This window comes from Bradyrhizobium sp. 33ap4, assembly GCF_032654765.1.
Classification (GTDB): domain Bacteria; phylum Pseudomonadota; class Alphaproteobacteria; order Rhizobiales; family Xanthobacteraceae; genus Bradyrhizobium; species Bradyrhizobium australafricanum.
The window spans coordinates 37,350-51,329 of the sequence record NZ_JAUMTJ010000016.1 but is presented as its reverse complement, the minus strand read 5'-3'; the positions used below and the strand labels follow the sequence as shown (position 1 = coordinate 51,329).

13 protein-coding genes are annotated in these 13,980 nt (G+C 66.0%); 6 read left to right on the top strand and 7 right to left on the bottom strand.

Annotation, left to right across the window (positions count from 1 at the left end; all coding sequences use genetic code 11):
- The first annotated feature begins 145 nt into the window (after positions 1-145).
- Both Q2M23_RS14355 and Q2M23_RS14350 read left to right on the top strand, forming a co-directional pair.
- Positions 146-880, top strand: coding sequence for an SDR family NAD(P)-dependent oxidoreductase (locus Q2M23_RS14355; protein WP_168858375.1), 735 nt, complete (start codon positions 146-148; stop codon positions 878-880).
- Between the two features lie 59 nt (positions 881-939).
- Complete coding sequence (locus Q2M23_RS14350; RefSeq protein WP_050387227.1) at positions 940-1,317, top strand: CsbD family protein; 378 nt, start codon at positions 940-942, stop codon at positions 1,315-1,317.
- Between the two features lie 203 nt (positions 1,318-1,520).
- Here the strand turns inward: Q2M23_RS14350 and Q2M23_RS14345 are convergent, their stop codons facing one another.
- Together Q2M23_RS14345 and Q2M23_RS14340 are read right to left on the bottom strand one after the other, a co-directional pair.
- Complete coding sequence (locus Q2M23_RS14345; RefSeq protein WP_316395940.1) at positions 1,521-3,227, bottom strand: SGNH family hydrolase; 1,707 nt, start codon at positions 3,225-3,227, stop codon at positions 1,521-1,523.
- Between the two features lie 325 nt (positions 3,228-3,552).
- Positions 3,553-4,932: a lytic murein transglycosylase gene (locus Q2M23_RS14340; protein WP_316395939.1), complete on the bottom strand. Its 1,380-nt coding sequence runs from the start codon at positions 4,930-4,932 to the stop codon at positions 3,553-3,555.
- A 224-nt stretch (positions 4,933-5,156) separates the two neighbouring features.
- Between Q2M23_RS14340 and galU the strand changes: the two genes are divergently transcribed.
- On the top strand, positions 5,157-6,032 hold the full coding sequence (galU, locus tag Q2M23_RS14335) for a UTP--glucose-1-phosphate uridylyltransferase GalU (protein ID WP_028334743.1): 876 nt from the start codon (positions 5,157-5,159) through the stop codon (positions 6,030-6,032).
- A gap of 260 nt (positions 6,033-6,292) precedes the next feature.
- Here the strand turns inward: galU and Q2M23_RS14330 are convergent, their stop codons facing one another.
- On the bottom strand, positions 6,293-7,249 hold the full coding sequence (locus Q2M23_RS14330; RefSeq protein WP_076825224.1) for a hydrogen peroxide-inducible genes activator: 957 nt from the start codon (positions 7,247-7,249) through the stop codon (positions 6,293-6,295).
- A 118-nt stretch (positions 7,250-7,367) separates the two neighbouring features.
- On the opposite strand from Q2M23_RS14330, the gene katG reads away from it, so the two are divergent.
- Positions 7,368-9,533 carry a catalase/peroxidase HPI gene (gene katG, locus Q2M23_RS14325; RefSeq protein ID WP_057016418.1) on the top strand — a complete coding sequence of 722 codons (2,166 nt, stop codon included), beginning with the start codon at positions 7,368-7,370 and terminating at the stop codon, positions 9,531-9,533.
- Positions 9,534-9,633: 100 nt separating this feature from the next.
- On the opposite strand, the gene Q2M23_RS14320 is transcribed toward katG, so the two are convergent.
- From Q2M23_RS14320 to Q2M23_RS14310, 3 genes are all read right to left on the bottom strand, one after another.
- Positions 9,634-9,834 carry a hypothetical protein gene (locus Q2M23_RS14320; RefSeq protein ID WP_057016417.1) on the bottom strand — a complete coding sequence of 67 codons (201 nt, stop codon included), beginning with the start codon at positions 9,832-9,834 and terminating at the stop codon, positions 9,634-9,636.
- Positions 9,835-10,094: 260 nt separating this feature from the next.
- Positions 10,095-11,105 (bottom strand): aldo/keto reductase, encoded by a 1,011-nt coding sequence (locus Q2M23_RS14315; protein ID WP_316395938.1) that lies wholly within the window; start codon positions 11,103-11,105, stop codon positions 10,095-10,097.
- 106 nt (positions 11,106-11,211) lie between these two features.
- Positions 11,212-11,637, bottom strand: coding sequence for a PaaI family thioesterase (locus Q2M23_RS14310; RefSeq protein ID WP_016845608.1), 426 nt, complete (start codon positions 11,635-11,637; stop codon positions 11,212-11,214).
- A 92-nt stretch (positions 11,638-11,729) separates the two neighbouring features.
- On the opposite strand from Q2M23_RS14310, the gene Q2M23_RS14305 reads away from it, so the two are divergent.
- The gene (locus Q2M23_RS14305) at positions 11,730-12,359 is read left to right on the top strand and encodes an NUDIX hydrolase (protein ID WP_076825220.1); all 630 of its coding nucleotides are present in this window, start codon (positions 11,730-11,732) and stop codon (positions 12,357-12,359) included.
- 11 nt (positions 12,360-12,370) lie between these two features.
- On the opposite strand, the gene Q2M23_RS14300 is transcribed toward Q2M23_RS14305, so the two are convergent.
- Positions 12,371-12,616, bottom strand: a complete 246-nt coding sequence (locus Q2M23_RS14300; protein WP_316395937.1) for a hypothetical protein — start codon at positions 12,614-12,616, stop codon at positions 12,371-12,373.
- A gap of 119 nt (positions 12,617-12,735) precedes the next feature.
- Here Q2M23_RS14300 and Q2M23_RS14295 point away from each other — a divergent pair, with 119 nt between their 5' ends.
- Entirely contained in the window at positions 12,736-13,932 is a 1,197-nt protein-coding gene (locus Q2M23_RS14295; protein ID WP_076825219.1) for a hypothetical protein, read from the top strand.
- The last annotated feature ends 48 nt before the right edge of the window (positions 13,933-13,980 follow it).

Below are 13,980 nucleotides of genomic sequence, written 5' to 3'. Positions count from 1 at the left end.
CGGCAACGCTGGCACCGATCGCAAGATACGTCAAACCACTGATCCCATATCGGCATGCGCGCAGCGCGTTAACGCAAGTTTCCCGGTTGGCTTTCCGAGAAGGATCATGCTCAATCAAGACAACAGCACGAGAGAGGAACGCGCGATGAACGAGCTCGATTTCGGCGGCAAGCAAGTATTGGTGGTCGGCGGCTCCAGCGGCATCGGCAACGGCATCGCGCAGGCGTTCCGCGCCAAGGGCGCGCGCGTCGCGATCTGCGGCACCCGCGCGCAGGCGAGCGACTATTCCGCCGAGGAAGGCTCGCATCTCGAGGGCCTCGCCTACGCGCAGCTCGATGTCAGCAACCCGCAGGCGATCGAGGCCTTCAGGCCGTCGTTCGACCGGCTCGACGTGCTGGTGCTGGCGCAGGGCGCGGTGATTTACCGCCGCGGGGAATTCGAGATGGAGGGTTTTCGCAAGGTGCTCGAGGTCAACCTGATGAGCCTGATGGCCTGCGCGACCAAATTCCAGGCGATGCTGAGCGCAGCTAAGGGCTCGCTGATCATCGTGAGCTCGACCGCGGCCTATCATTCGACCATGGGCAATCCGGCCTACAACGCCTCGAAGACCGGTGCCGTCGGGCTGACGCGCACGCTCGGCGAGGCCTGGGCGGAGAACGGCATCCGGGTCAACGGCATCGCGCCCGGCCTCGTCGACACCAAGATGACCAAGGCGACGACGGCCAATCCGAAGCGTCTCGAAGGCGCGCTCGAGCGCATTCCGCTGAAGCGTCTCGGCACGCCCGCCGACATGGCCGGCGCCGCGCTGTTCCTGGCCTCGCCGCTTGCCTCCTACATCGTCGGCCAGACCATCGTCGTCGACGGCGGGTTGATCCTGTAACCGCAGGAACCTGCGCGCCGTTTCCCGGTTAGCTCCCGGACAGATCAGGGAGCGTGACGATGGACAAGGATCGGATTTTCGGAACGGCGAAGGAGTTCGCGGGCAAGGCCGAAGGCGCGGTGGGCGACGCGACCGGCGATGCGCAGACCCAGGCCTCGGGCCGCGCGCGCGAAGCCGCGGGCTCGGTGCAGGATCTCTACGGCCAGGCCAAGGACGCCGCGCGCGACGCCGCCGACACCGCGGTCAACTACGCCAAGGATGCCTATGAGCATCGCGGCGAGACCGTTCGCAGCGGACAAAAGGCGATGGCGCATGCGGTGCAGGAGAACCCGCTGGGATCGCTGCTGATCGCCGGCGGCATCGGCTTTGCGCTCGCGCTCCTGATGACGCGCCAGCCACGCCGCCCGCCGCCGTCGCGCTGGCGCTACTACGGTTGATACCATCTCGCCCACCGTCATTGCGAGGAGCTCGCGACAAAATTGCAAAGCAATTTTGCGCTGAAGCGACGAAACAATCCAGCCGTCCGCGCGTGCGGATCGATGGATTGCTTTGCGGAGCCTGTCATCGGGCGCGCGTTCGCGCGACCCGTTGGCTCGCAATGACGTGGATGTAGCGTCAATTCTATCGGAAGACGCGCGGCCTACTGCCACGGACTCCCCGGCACTGCGGCCCGCTGTCCGACACCGCGCGGCGGGCGCGGCGGCGGAGCGACCAACGGGCGCTGCTGCGGCGCGCCGAACCCGAACAGATCGCGCAGCCAAGGCTGTGTCTGCGGCTGCTGTTGCGGCTGGGCCTGGGTCTGGGCCGGACGGAACACGCGCCTTGGCGTCTTCGGTGCGGTGATGATCGAGCCGTCGGGCGCGATCGCCGTGGTCGAGGGCGGCGGATTGGCCGGTCCGCCCGCCGGCGCGGCGGGCGTGGTCGCGGCAACCGGCACATCGCCCTTGGCTTGCTCGCGGCCCATCTCGCGGCGCGGCCAGACGAAATCATCCGCGCGGCCGGCGGGTGGCGCCAGCGCCTCCCCCTTCACCAGCGTGCGCGCGGCGAGCGCATCGACGGCGGCGGGCCGCGAGCCCGGTCCGCCGAGCAATTGATCGGTGCCGACGGTGGAGGCGACCAGCGGCAGCACCGGGCCCGCCAGCGGCCGCGGCGCGGGCTTGCCGGGCTCCGCGCTGGTATCCGGCGTCGCGGGTTCGCTCGGCAGCGCGATCGGCCCGGAGCGCACCGCGAGCAGGCGCGTCACCTCGCGCTCGACATAATGCGCGAGCTTGCGCGCGCCGGCCTTGGTGAAGAACACGCCGTCATCGGTACGCAGCTTGCGGGGCTGGCCTTCGAAGTCCGGGCCCTTCTGCATGAAGCGGCCGGCCTCGTCGACAAAGCCGTCCCAGACGTCAACATAGGTGATGCCGGCCTTGCCGGCGCCGTCGCGATAGAGCGCGTCGAGGAACAGCATGTCCGACGTGCCCTTCTGGCCGCGGATCGCGGGCAGGCCGACCCACAGCACCGGCACGCCCTTGCTCTTCAGCACGTTGATCAACTCCTCGATCTTCTTGCCGTAGAGCTCGACCCACCGGTCGTCGCGGAATTCATAGAGGCCGTTCGGCGAACGCGCAGTCTTTTCCGGCGCGGCCTGCGAGTCATTGTCGGCGTCGTCGGCCGGCGGCTCGGCCTCGACCGGCTTGCCATCAGTTTTGGCGGCGGCATCGGGCTTGTCGCCCGGCTTGGCTTCGGGCTTGCCGCGCGCGTCCTTTTTCTCGTCCTTCTTGTCGACCTTCTTCTCCACGACAGATTCTCGGATCGCGGTGCGGTCGTTGAGGCCGAGCATCACGACGATGGCGTCGGGGTTCTCGGTGGCGAGAATGCCCTTCGCGGCCGCGGCCCAATCCGCCGGATCGCCCTTGGGCTGATAGCGGATCAGGCCGGAGACCGTCTTGTGCTTGCGGATCACGCCCATGTCGGGCTGGTCGGAATAGGCATCTTCCAGGCCATAGCCGAGCCAGTCGGCCATGGCGTCGCCGATGACGAGCACGTTGCGCTCGGCGGCCGCCTCGCGCTTGGCCGGTGCCGGAGCGCGCGAGAAATCCTCACGCGGCCGCTGCGGCTGCGATGATTGCGGTTGCTGCTGCTGGAACGGCGCGAAGAAATCGCCGCCGAACCAGCCGCCGCCGCCGTGCTGCGGCGGAGCGCGGCGTTGTGGTTGCGGCGGTCCGCCACCAAAGCCGGGGAAGCCGAAGAATTGCGCCGAGGCGGGCTGGGCGATGCCGATCAACAGCGCAAGCGCTACCGTAAGCGCGACCAGCGGACCGGCTTCGGTGAATATGCGCAAAAAGGACTTTGGCTCTCGCATCGCGTTCGGTCGCAAATGATCTGGAAGTACGTGAGCATAAAGTCGGAGGCCAAGCGGTCTTAGGAAGACAACTATAACACTCAACTCCTTGGCTCACAGAACGACATGGCTACGATCCGACTTATCGGATTTCACGGTTACTTTTGGGGTGGAGGGCCCAGCCGTCGCGGCGACGGAACCGTGCCTCCTCTCCCGCTTGCGGGAGGGGCAAGAGCCGTAGCCCGGATGGAGCGAAGCGTAATCCGGGACCAGACCAGTCGCACGGCGAGAACCCCGGATTTCGCTGCGCTGCATCCGGGCTACGGGGCAGCCTCCGGTTTCAGCCCTACCGCCCCCTGAGCCGCTCCAGCACCTCGGCGGTGGCAAAACCGTCGGCCGGTGCCCCGATCGACACCTGGAAGCCGCGCAGCGCCTCGCGGGTCTGGCCGCCGAACTGGCCGTCGGGCGTACCCTTGTAGAAGCCGCGCTGGGCGAGCAGCTGCTGCAGTTCCAGCCGCTCGGCGCGCGACAGCACCCGCTCCTGCCGCGGCCAGGGCTGCGCGAAGGGCTGGCCGCCGCGCAGGCGGTCGGCGAAATGGCCGATGGCGAGCGCGTAGGCCTCGGCCGGGTTGTACTTCATGATCACCCGGAAATTCTGCAGCATCAGGAAGCCCGGCCCCTCGGCGCCGGCCGGCGCCAGCAGATAGGCCTTGTCGGACGACCGCGGGAACGGCTGGCCGTTCGGCCGCTTGAGGCCGAGATGCTCCCATTGCGACAGCGGCATGGCCTTGGCGCGGTCGGCCAGCATGTAATTGAGGCCTTGCGGCAGCACGACCTCGTAGCCCCAGCTCGCGCCGGTCTGCCAGCCGTCCTTCTTCAGATTGTTGGCGGTCGAGGCGATCAGGTCGCTCGGATTGTCGACGACGTCGCGGCGGCCGTCGCCGTCGCCATCGACGGCATAGCGCTTGAACGCGGTCGGCATGAACTGGGTCGGGCCGAAGGCGCCGGCCCAGGAGCCGCGCATCTGCTCGGGCCTGAGGTCGCCGCGGTTGAGGATTTCCAGCGCCGACAGGAACTCGTCCTTGAAATAGGCCTGACGGCGGCCGATGCAGGCGAGCGTCGCGGTCGACTGCACCACGTTGCGATCGCCCATCTGGGTCGAGTAGTTCGACTCGATGCCCCAGATCGCCGCGATGATGTAGCGGTCGACGCCATAGGCCTTCTCGGTGGCATCGAACTGCGGCTTGTATTTCGCAAGGATCTCGCGGCCCTTGGCGAGCCTGGTGTCGCTGACCAGGATGTCGAGATAATCCCAGATCGCCTTGGTGAACTCCGGCTGCGAATCCATCAGATCCATGATGCGCAGATCGGGCGTCAGGCCGGCGGTGAAGCGCTCGAAATTCTCTTGGGTGATGTTGCGCCGTGCGGCATCTGGCCACATCGCTGCGACGCAGTTCGGGAAGTCCGACGCGGCCTGGCGGATCGCCGCTGCGGTCATCAGCGGATGGCCGGAGGCGCCGTCTTCACCGCTCCACGGCGGTGCCGCGCCGTCCTGTCCGGTTGCGGCCTGTGGCGGCGTCGCGTTCGGTCCGGAAAAGATGCTGTCGATCAGGTTGGTCAGGCCGTTGCCCGCCGACTGGGCTTGCGTGCTGCCGGGCAGCAGCAGGGCCAGCGCGATCAGGCTCGCGCCGAAAAGCTTGATCCTTGATGTTCCCATCGCGCGCATTTGTCGTGTGCCTGTCAAAATCGTGCTGTTCCAGAAGGCCCCGGCACGGTTTCCAATAACTTAACAAGGGCGAGATTTTGTTGCGGCCCGCATTTGGCTGACGGGAACGGCGGAATTAAGCCGCACCACACATCCGCCTTTGTTGGCGGCTGCAAAACGGGGTACCAAAGGCATGATTCATTTCGTGCCGCCGTCCCACCCATTTCAAGGCTTCCGATAATCCCATGAAGATCCGCAAAGCCGTATTCCCCGTCGCCGGTCTCGGTACCCGCGTGCTGCCCGCCACCAAGGCGATGCCGAAGGAGATGCTGACGATCGTCGACAAGCCCCTGATCCAGTACGTGGTCGACGAGGCCCGGGAAGCCGGCATCGAGCATTTCGTGTTCGTCACCGGCCGCAACAAGGGTGTCATCGAGGATCACTTCGACCGCATGTTCGAGCTCGACACCACGCTGGCGCAGCGCGGCAAGAAGACCGAGCAGGATATCCTGGCGCAGAACCAGCCGGAGGCCGGCGCGATGAGCTTCACCCGGCAGCAGGCGCCGCTCGGGCTCGGCCACGCGGTGTGGTGCGCGCGCGATATCATCGGCAACGAGCCGTTCGCGGTGGTGCTGCCGGACGAGCTGGTGCTGAACACGCCGGGCTGCCTCAAGCAGATGATCGATGCCGCGAGCAGGCTTGGTGACAAGTCGAACCTGATCGCGGTCGAGGCGGTGCCCGACGAACTCACCCATCAATACGGCATCTGCAGCGTCGGCAAACGCACCGGCAACATCTTCGAGGTCGACCGCATGGTCGAGAAGCCGCCGCAGGGCACCGCGCCGTCCAACCTGTCGATCACCGGCCGCTACATCCTGCAGCCCGAGATCTTCAACATCCTGGCCACGCAGGAGCGCGGCGCCGGCGGCGAGATCCAGCTCACCGATGCGATGATCGGTCTTGCGAAGACGCAGAAGTTCTACGGCGTGGAGTTCGAGGGTGAGCGCCACGATTGCGGCTCCAAGCCCGGCTTCCTCCGCGCCAACATCGCCTTCGGCCTCAAGCGCCCCGAACTGCGCGACGGCCTGATCGCCGAGATGAAGAAGTATCTGGAGAAGTAGGGGCGCCGCCTCATCTCGTCAGTCGCCGCGAGAATGCGGACGGATGATTCCCGGACCGCGCAACATATTCGATGTCGTCCTGGCGAAAGCCAGGACCCATTACCCCGACCATCAGTTGTTGAGCGAAGCTGGAGCCACGATCCCGTTCACAATCAAACGCGGTGGTTATGGGTCCTGGCTTTCGCCAGGACGACGGTTGTGGGGGTGGCGAGACGTGTGCGTCAAACGAGAACTACATCTTCGCCGCAGCGTCTCGGCAATCACGCCACCTTCCTTCGCCCCGCACGTTTCGCCGGCTCCTTGGCGCCGTCCTGCTTCGGCGCACGCAGGGCGCGGGCGGCGAGGCTGACGACCTCGGAGATCTGCTGGAGCTGCGCGGCGAGCGGAGAGGTCTTGCGCCAGACCATGCCGATGGTGCGCGAGGGCTGCGGATGCTTGAAGCGCGAGACCGTGACCGGCGCCGAGCGCGTCTCCACCGTCACCGCCATCTCGGGGATCAGGGTGACGCCGATACCGGCGCCGACCATCTGCACCAGCGTCGACAGCGAACTCGCGTCCAGCACCTCGCGCGGCGGCGAGGACTGCATGTTGCAGAACGACAGCGCCTGGTCGCGGAAGCAGTGGCCCTCCTCGAGCAGCAACAGCCGCATCTCGCGCAGCATCTCGGCGCTCGGCACCGGCGTCTTGGCATCCTCGCCCGGCCGCACCAGCAGGAAGTTTTCCGAGAACAGCGCGACCTCGGTCAGCGACGGTTCCGATACCGGCAGCGCCACGATCGCGGTGTCGAGCCGGCCCTCGGCGACTTCCTTGATCAGCTTCGGCGTCAGCGTCTCGCGGACATGGATGTCGAGCTCGGGATGCAGCCGCGCCAGGTTCTCGATCACCTTCGGCAGCAGATACGGCGCGACGGTCGGGATCATGCCGACCCGCAGCCGCCCGGCAAGCTTGTCGCGCGAGGCGCGCGCGAAGTCGCCGAGCTCATCGACCGAGCGCAGGATGTCGCGCACGCGGCGCAGCAGGTCCTCGCCGAAGGTCGTCAGCGTCACCTGCCGCGCATTGCGTTCGATCAGCACGCCGCCGACCGCCTGTTCCATTTCGCGGATCTGCATCGACAGCGCCGGCTGCGACACCGCGCAGGCATCCGCGGCGCGCCCGAAATGGCGGTGGTGGGCCAGAGCATCAAAATACCTGAGTTGCCGGAGTGTGACATTTATCATCAGATAATCTTATCGACGCGATCACTAAAGTCAATTTCCTCTGATGGATTGGGTTGCGTAGAATCGTTCTTGGAAGAGCTCCAGCGCATTCCAGAATCCATCACCTCGGAGAAGAAACATGGACGCAAAAACCGACGAAGGCGCGGGCAAATGCCCATTCACAGGCGGGCCTCGCGGGCACTCGAATCGTGACTGGTGGCCGGAGACGCTCGACGTTCAGGTGCTGCATCGCAACTCCAGCCTGTCCGATCCGATGGGCAAGGGCTTCGACTACGCCAAGGAATTCAAGAGCCTCGATCTCAACGCCGTGATCAAGGACCTCACGGCCCTGATGACGACGTCGCAAGAATGGTGGCCGGCCGACTTCGGCCATTACGGCGGCCTGATGATCCGCATGGCCTGGCACTCGGCGGGCACCTATCGCATCACCGACGGCCGCGGCGGCGCCGGTGCCGGTCAGCAGCGTTTCGCCCCGCTCAACAGCTGGCCTGACAACGCCAACCTCGACAAGGCGCGCCGGCTGCTGTGGCCGATCAAGCAGAAGTACGGCCGCAAGATCTCGTGGGCCGACCTGATGGTCCTCGCCGGCAACGTCGCGCTGGAATCGATGGGCTTCAAGACGTTTGGTTTTGCGGGTGGGCGCGCCGACGTGTGGGAGCCGGAAGAGCTGTACTGGGGTCCGGAAGGCACCTGGCTCGGTGACGAGCGCTATAGCGGCGAGCGCCAGCTCTCCGAGCCGCTCGGCGCGGTGCAGATGGGCCTGATCTACGTCAACCCGGAAGGTCCGAATGGCAATCCGGACCCGGTCGCCGCCGCGAAGGACATCCGCGAGACGTTCTTCCGCATGGCGATGAACGACGAGGAGACCGTCGCGCTGATTGCCGGTGGCCACACCTTCGGCAAGACCCACGGTGCGGGCGATCCGTCGTTGATCGGTCCGGAGCCGGAAGGTGGCGCGATCGAGGATCAGGGTCTCGGCTGGAAGAGCAAGTTCGGCACCGGCGTCGGCGCTGACGCGATCACCGGCGGTCCCGAGGTCACCTGGACCCAGACCCCGACCAAGTGGAGCAACCACTTCTTCGAGAACCTGTTCAAGTACGAATGGGAGCTGACGAAGAGCCCGGCGGGTGCGAAGCAGTGGAAGGCAAAGGGCGCGGACGCCGTCATTCCGGACGCGTTCGATCCGTCGAAGAAGCATGTTCCGACGATGCTGACCACCGACCTGTCGCTGCGCTTCGATCCGGCCTATGAGAAGATCTCGCGCCGGTTCTATGAGCATCCGGATCAGTTCGCGGACGCCTTCGCCCGCGCCTGGTTCAAGCTCACGCACCGCGACATGGGTCCGATCCAGCGCTACCTCGGCCCGCTGGTGCCGAAGGAAACGCTGATCTGGCAGGACCCGGTGCCGGCGCTCGATCACGCCGTGATCGACGACAAGGATATCGAGGTGCTCAAGGCGAAGATCCTCGCCTCGGGTCTGTCGGTGTCCGAACTGGTGTCGACCGCCTGGGCCTCGGCCTCGACGTTCCGCGGCTCCGACAAGCGCGGCGGTGCCAATGGTGCACGCATCCGCCTTGCGCCGCAGAAGGACTGGGATGTCAACGAGCCGGCGCAGCTCAAGGGTGTTCTGAGCAAGCTCGAAGCCATCCAGAAGGAGTTCGGCAAGAAGGTCTCGCTGGCCGATTTGATCGTGCTCGGCGGCGCCGCTGCGATCGAGAAGGCGGCCAAGGACGGCGGCACCAATGTGAAGGTGCCCTTCACGCCGGGCCGCACCGATGCGACGCAGGACCAGACCGACGTCGAGTCCTTCGCTCCGCTCGAGCCGCGGGCTGACGGCTTCCGCAACTATATCGGCGGCAAGCATCAGTTCCTGCAGCCCGAGGAGGCGTTGGTCGACCGTGCGCAACTCCTGCGGCTGACCGGACCGGAACTGACGGTCCTCGTCGGCGGCCTTCGCGTGCTCGGCGCCAATGCCAAGAAGTCGAAGCACGGCGTCTTCACCGGCAAGCCGGGGACGCTCACCAACGACTTCTTCCTCAACTTGCTCGACATGGGCACGGTGTGGAGCGATGCCGGCCAGGGCGTCTATGAGGGCCGCGACCGCAAGACCAAGGCGGTGAAGTGGACCGGCACCCGCGTCGATCTGATCTTCGGCTCGCACTCGCAGCTGCGGGCGTTCGCCGAGGTCTACGGCCAGTCCGACTCCAAGGAGCAGTTCGTGAAGGACTTCGTCGCGGCCTGGACCAAGGTGATGAACGCCGACCGCTTCGACCTCGTGAAGTAAGCGGCAAGCAAACGGCAATCAGGGCAGGGCGGCGCTTCGGCGCCGCCCTGTTTCATTTGGGGGACGATGCGGAAGGATTTTCGCGGTTTGCCGATCCCGTTCAATCATGCAGCTTCATGTCGCGGATCATCTCCTCGAACTCCGCCTGCGTCGGGGTCGCCAGTGAGGCCTGCGGCGCGCTGCTCGTCGCGGTGGATACGTCGCACTGCGAGGCACCGCGCGAAGGTTCAAAGATTGCGGTCAGGCTCGCCCAGCAGACGAGGAGGGCCACGATCCAGTCCAGTACATTGGATGCCGTCATTGCAGCACCAGCATCAGCATTTCCATGCCCTGATGCTGCAGCCGACTCGGGCTTCGCGCAATTCGGAAGCTACGAAACGTAACTTCGGCGTTGCCGAGCGGGTTATCCGTACCACGCGAGTGCAAGACGCCGTCATTGCGAGCGAAGCGAAGCAATCCATCGCGCCGCTTGCGGAGACGTGGATTGCTTCGTCGCTATCGCTCCTCGCAATGACGGCGGATGGGATTGAGGGCCAGCCCGCACGGTTGCCGTTACAGCTGCTATCCGCTCCGCGCGCGGCGCCCTTCGATCGGATAGGCGGGGTCGTTGAAGCCCGGCGTCGAGGGATGGCCGGTGACGACGAGGCGGTCGATCAGGGCTTCGTCCTCGGCGGTGAAGCGATAGTCGAGCGCGCGGATGTAGTCGTCCCATTGCGCTTCGGTGCGCGGCCCCGCGATCACGGCGCTGACGAACGACGAGTTCAGTACCCAGGACACCGCGAACTGCCCGGCGGTGATGCCTTTGCTCTCGGCGTGGCGCTTGATTTCCTGCGCGAGCTCGAGCGATTCCGGCCGCCACTCGGTCTGCATCATGCGCTTGTCGTTGCGCCCCGCACGCGTGTCCGCGGGTGGCGCCGCGTCGGGCGCGTATTTGCCGGTAAGCACGCCGCGCGCCAGCGGGCTATAGGGCACGATGCCGAGCCCGTAATAGGCGCAGGCCGGGAAATGCTCGACCTCCGGCATCCGGTTCATCGCATTGTAATAGGGCTGGCTCGCGACCGGACGGTCGATGCCGAGCCGGTCGCAGATGTTGCAGATCTCGGCGACGCGCCAGGCGCGGTAGTTGGAGACGCCGAAATAGCGCACCTTGCCGGCGCGGATCAGGTCGCCCATCGCGCGCACCGTCTCGTCGAGCGGCGTCGCGTGGTCTTCCTTGTGCAGATAGTAGACGTCGATGTAGTCGGTGCCGAGCCGCTTCAGGCTCTCGTCGGCGGCCTGGAACACCCAGCGACGCGACAGCCCGCCGTGGTTAGGATCGTCGCCGATTGGATTGGCGAGTTTTGTCGCGAGCACCCAGTTCGACCGGCTGTTCGAGATCGCGCGTCCGACGACCTCCTCGGACTTGCCGCCATTATAGGCGTCGGCGCTGTCGATGAAGTTGATGCCGGCCGCGCGCGCCTTCGCCACGATCCGCGCCGAGGTCGCCTCGTCGGTCGGTCCGCCGAACATCATGGTGCCGAGGCAAATCGGCGAGACCTTCAGGCCGCTGCGGCCGAGCTGGCGATATTGCATCGGACCTTCCTTTCCTGCGGTCATTCCGGGGCGATGCGCAAGCATCGAGCCCGGAATCTCGAGATTCCGGGTCTGGTCCTTCGGACCATCCCGGAATGACAAAGGATCAACTCTCGTTCTTCAAAATCTTGAACACGCCGTTGGCCATCGCGATACAGCGCTTGTCGACGGTTACCTCGGCCGTGATGAAGATCAGGCTGCGGGTCGAGCGTACCACGCGCGGCCGCGTCGTCAGGATCTCGCCGATCTTGCCGGCCTCGACGAAATGGGTGTCGAGCTGCACGGTCGCAAGCGTCGGCTTGCCCGAGACGAAGCGGGCGGCCATGCCGCAGGCGCGATCGGCGAAGGTCATGATCACGCCGCCCTGCACGAGGCCGCGGCGATTGTGGTGCTTGTCTTCGGTGATCAGCGCGAGTTCAAGCGCGCCGTCCTTCAACCGTTCCCACAATGGGCCGATCAGGGTCAGGAATCCCGTGGTTTCGGCGATCTTCCAGCCGTCGGATTTGAGTTTGTCCGCGGCCTTGGCCGTCATGAGGTGGGGTCCGTTGCTTGCTGATAATTGATCGCAGGAGGCATGTGGTAGCAGTCATTTCATCAAACGCTGTTGTGTTGTAGTCAAGGTCAATGGCCCGCACATTTGACGATGCCACCCGGCGGAATATCGCAGAGCTCTGTGCCGCATTCGCACGCCTGGCGCCGGCGGACGCCGCGCCGACGTTGAAGCGCGCGGCGGTCGCGATCGCGCTGACCGAAGGCGGCGACGGCAGCGGCACGGCCTTCCTGCTGACCCGCCGCAGCGCGCGCCTGCGCGCCCATAGCGCGCAATGGGCGCTGCCGGGCGGGCGCTGCGATGCCGGCGAGACGCAGGTCGAGGCCGCGCTGCGCGAACTGCATGAGGAGCTCGGGCTCGCACTGTCGGAGCGCGACGTGCTCGGCATGCTCGACGATTATCCGACGCGGTCCGGCTATCTGATCACGCCGGTCGTGGTCTGGGCCGGTGCGCATGCAGCGATCCTCCCGAACCCGGACGAGGTCGCCTCCGTCCATCGCATCGGCCTCGATGCGATCGAGCTGGAGGACGCGTTCAGCTTCGCCACGATCCCTGAAAGCTCGCGCCGCGTGATCCGCTTCCGCCTCGGTGGCCAGCAGATCCATGCGCCGACCGCCGCGCTGATCTATCAATTTCGCGAGGTGCTGGCCGGCCGCAACACCCGCGTCGCCGAACTGGAGCAGCCTGTGTTCGCGTGGAAGTAGCGACGATGATGCTATTTGTGACGCCGCTTGCGGGCGTTCATCTTTGTTGATTTCCCCTGCGCACCAGACGAATGCGCCGCGGCCTCGGGTTCCTGAGGCGCCCGCGACACATTCTCGTAACAGGTGAAGCGTGAACGCGTATCCGGAAACGTTCCGCAGTCCGGACGCTCGGCGCGCGCCGATGCGGCGAGCGTCAACGCGCAGGCGGCGACGAGCCAGAGTGCCATTCTCATCGCAATCTCCAGGGCTTTCTCCAAGGCTTTCGTTCGGAGAACACCGCATTGTGGCGAATATTCTGCATCGATCGCGGCATCCGGCCGCTGCGATCCGGACAATTCCGGGCTGACTTCGCGGCCGTGCTTGCTACAACGAGGCCATGCGCCCGCAATTGATTCGCCTGTGCCCTGGATTTGTCGCGCTCGCGCTCGCCGCCGGCGCGCCGTCCGTTTTTGCCGGCGAGGCCGACGCGCTGCCGCCTTCCGTCGCCAATGCGATGGCGCAGGCATCGCCGCAGGCGATCATGGAGTATCGCCGCAAGCTGCAGGAATATCAGGAGGCGCGCGCCGCCTTCGAGCAGGACGCGAGCGCCTATTGGAACGCGATCGCCGAGAAGAGGCGCGGCCGCAATGCCAAGCGGCGCGACCGCGTGCAGATCTCGCTGGACGATTACGTCCTGCAGCAGCCGCCGGTCTATGAGGGTCCGAAGCGGCCGGTCAATCCGGCTCCGGAAGAGGAGGAAGGCAAGCCGCCGCGTCCGCCCAAGACGCTTCCGGTGGCCTCCGATCTGGTCAGGGCGGCGGCCGAGCAATTCCAGTTCACGCCGCAGCGGCCGGCCAGCGAGGTCGAGTTCAAGCGCGCCTATGCCCGCTACGCGCGCGCCGCGGGGCTGACGCCGGAGCAGGCGGTGCGGGTCTATTCGTTCGAGACCGGCGGCACCGGCACCTACGATGTGCAGGCGGGCATCGAGCACGGCGGCAAGCGCGCCATCTCCACCGCGATGGGCTACAACCAGCTGCTCACCACCAACACCGTCGAGCTATTGGCCGAGCAGGGCCATGAATTCGTGCGGGATCTGACCGAGCGGGTTGCGAGGACGCAGGGGCCCGCGCGCAAGGCGATGGAGCACAAGCTCGCGGTGCTGAAGAAGATGGTCGCGTTCACCCGCACCGTGCCCGACGACTGGTCGGCGCATGCGCGCCTCGCCGATACGCCGCAGGGCTGGGCGTGCCATGCCATGGTGCTCGACATCGATGTCGGCCCGATGCTGCAGACCCACAAGCTGCTGACCTCGGTGATCTTCGCCCGCAACAAGGGCTACAGCCGGCCGCTGACCGCGGCCGAGCTCGAGATGATGAACCTGACCGGCGACGGCACCGGGCTCGACATGGTGACCATGCCGCAGGCGATGCGCGAGCAGGTGCCGACCGCGAACTTCTTCCAGCGCTCCGGCTACGAGCGCAACCCGGTCGCCATCCGCCACAACACGGTGGCCAGGCTGCTTGCCGTCACCAATGAGCGGATGGACTTCAACAGCAACAAGCCGGGCGCGAAGGAATTGGCCGCGGCGTTCTGATACCTGCCGAAAACCGCTAGGGCATTTTCGGTTCTGATTGAATCAGAA

What these genes read in the sequence shown, in the direction of transcription:
- Q2M23_RS14310 (WP_016845608.1), bottom strand. Translation starts at nt 11,637, where the DNA reads ATGACGGCCAAGGCCGCGGACAAACTCAAATCCGACGGCTGGAAGATC.
- galU (WP_028334743.1), top strand. Translation starts at nt 5,157, where the DNA reads ATGAAGATCCGCAAAGCCGTATTCCCCGTCGCCGGTCTCGGTACCCGC.
- Q2M23_RS14315 (WP_316395938.1), bottom strand. Translation starts at nt 11,105, where the DNA reads ATGCAATATCGCCAGCTCGGCCGCAGCGGCCTGAAGGTCTCGCCGATT.
- Q2M23_RS14355 (WP_168858375.1), top strand. Translation starts at nt 146, where the DNA reads ATGAACGAGCTCGATTTCGGCGGCAAGCAAGTATTGGTGGTCGGCGGC.
- Q2M23_RS14345 (WP_316395940.1), bottom strand. Translation starts at nt 3,227, where the DNA reads ATGCGAGAGCCAAAGTCCTTTTTGCGCATATTCACCGAAGCCGGTCCG.
- Q2M23_RS14305 (WP_076825220.1), top strand. Translation starts at nt 11,730, where the DNA reads ATGGCCCGCACATTTGACGATGCCACCCGGCGGAATATCGCAGAGCTC.
- Q2M23_RS14340 (WP_316395939.1), bottom strand. Translation starts at nt 4,932, where the DNA reads ATGCGCGCGATGGGAACATCAAGGATCAAGCTTTTCGGCGCGAGCCTG.
- katG (WP_057016418.1), top strand. Translation starts at nt 7,368, where the DNA reads ATGGACGCAAAAACCGACGAAGGCGCGGGCAAATGCCCATTCACAGGC.
- Q2M23_RS14330 (WP_076825224.1), bottom strand. Translation starts at nt 7,249, where the DNA reads ATGATAAATGTCACACTCCGGCAACTCAGGTATTTTGATGCTCTGGCC.
- Q2M23_RS14320 (WP_057016417.1), bottom strand. Translation starts at nt 9,834, where the DNA reads ATGACGGCATCCAATGTACTGGACTGGATCGTGGCCCTCCTCGTCTGC.
- Q2M23_RS14350 (WP_050387227.1), top strand. Translation starts at nt 940, where the DNA reads ATGGACAAGGATCGGATTTTCGGAACGGCGAAGGAGTTCGCGGGCAAG.
- Q2M23_RS14295 (WP_076825219.1), top strand. Translation starts at nt 12,736, where the DNA reads ATGCGCCCGCAATTGATTCGCCTGTGCCCTGGATTTGTCGCGCTCGCG.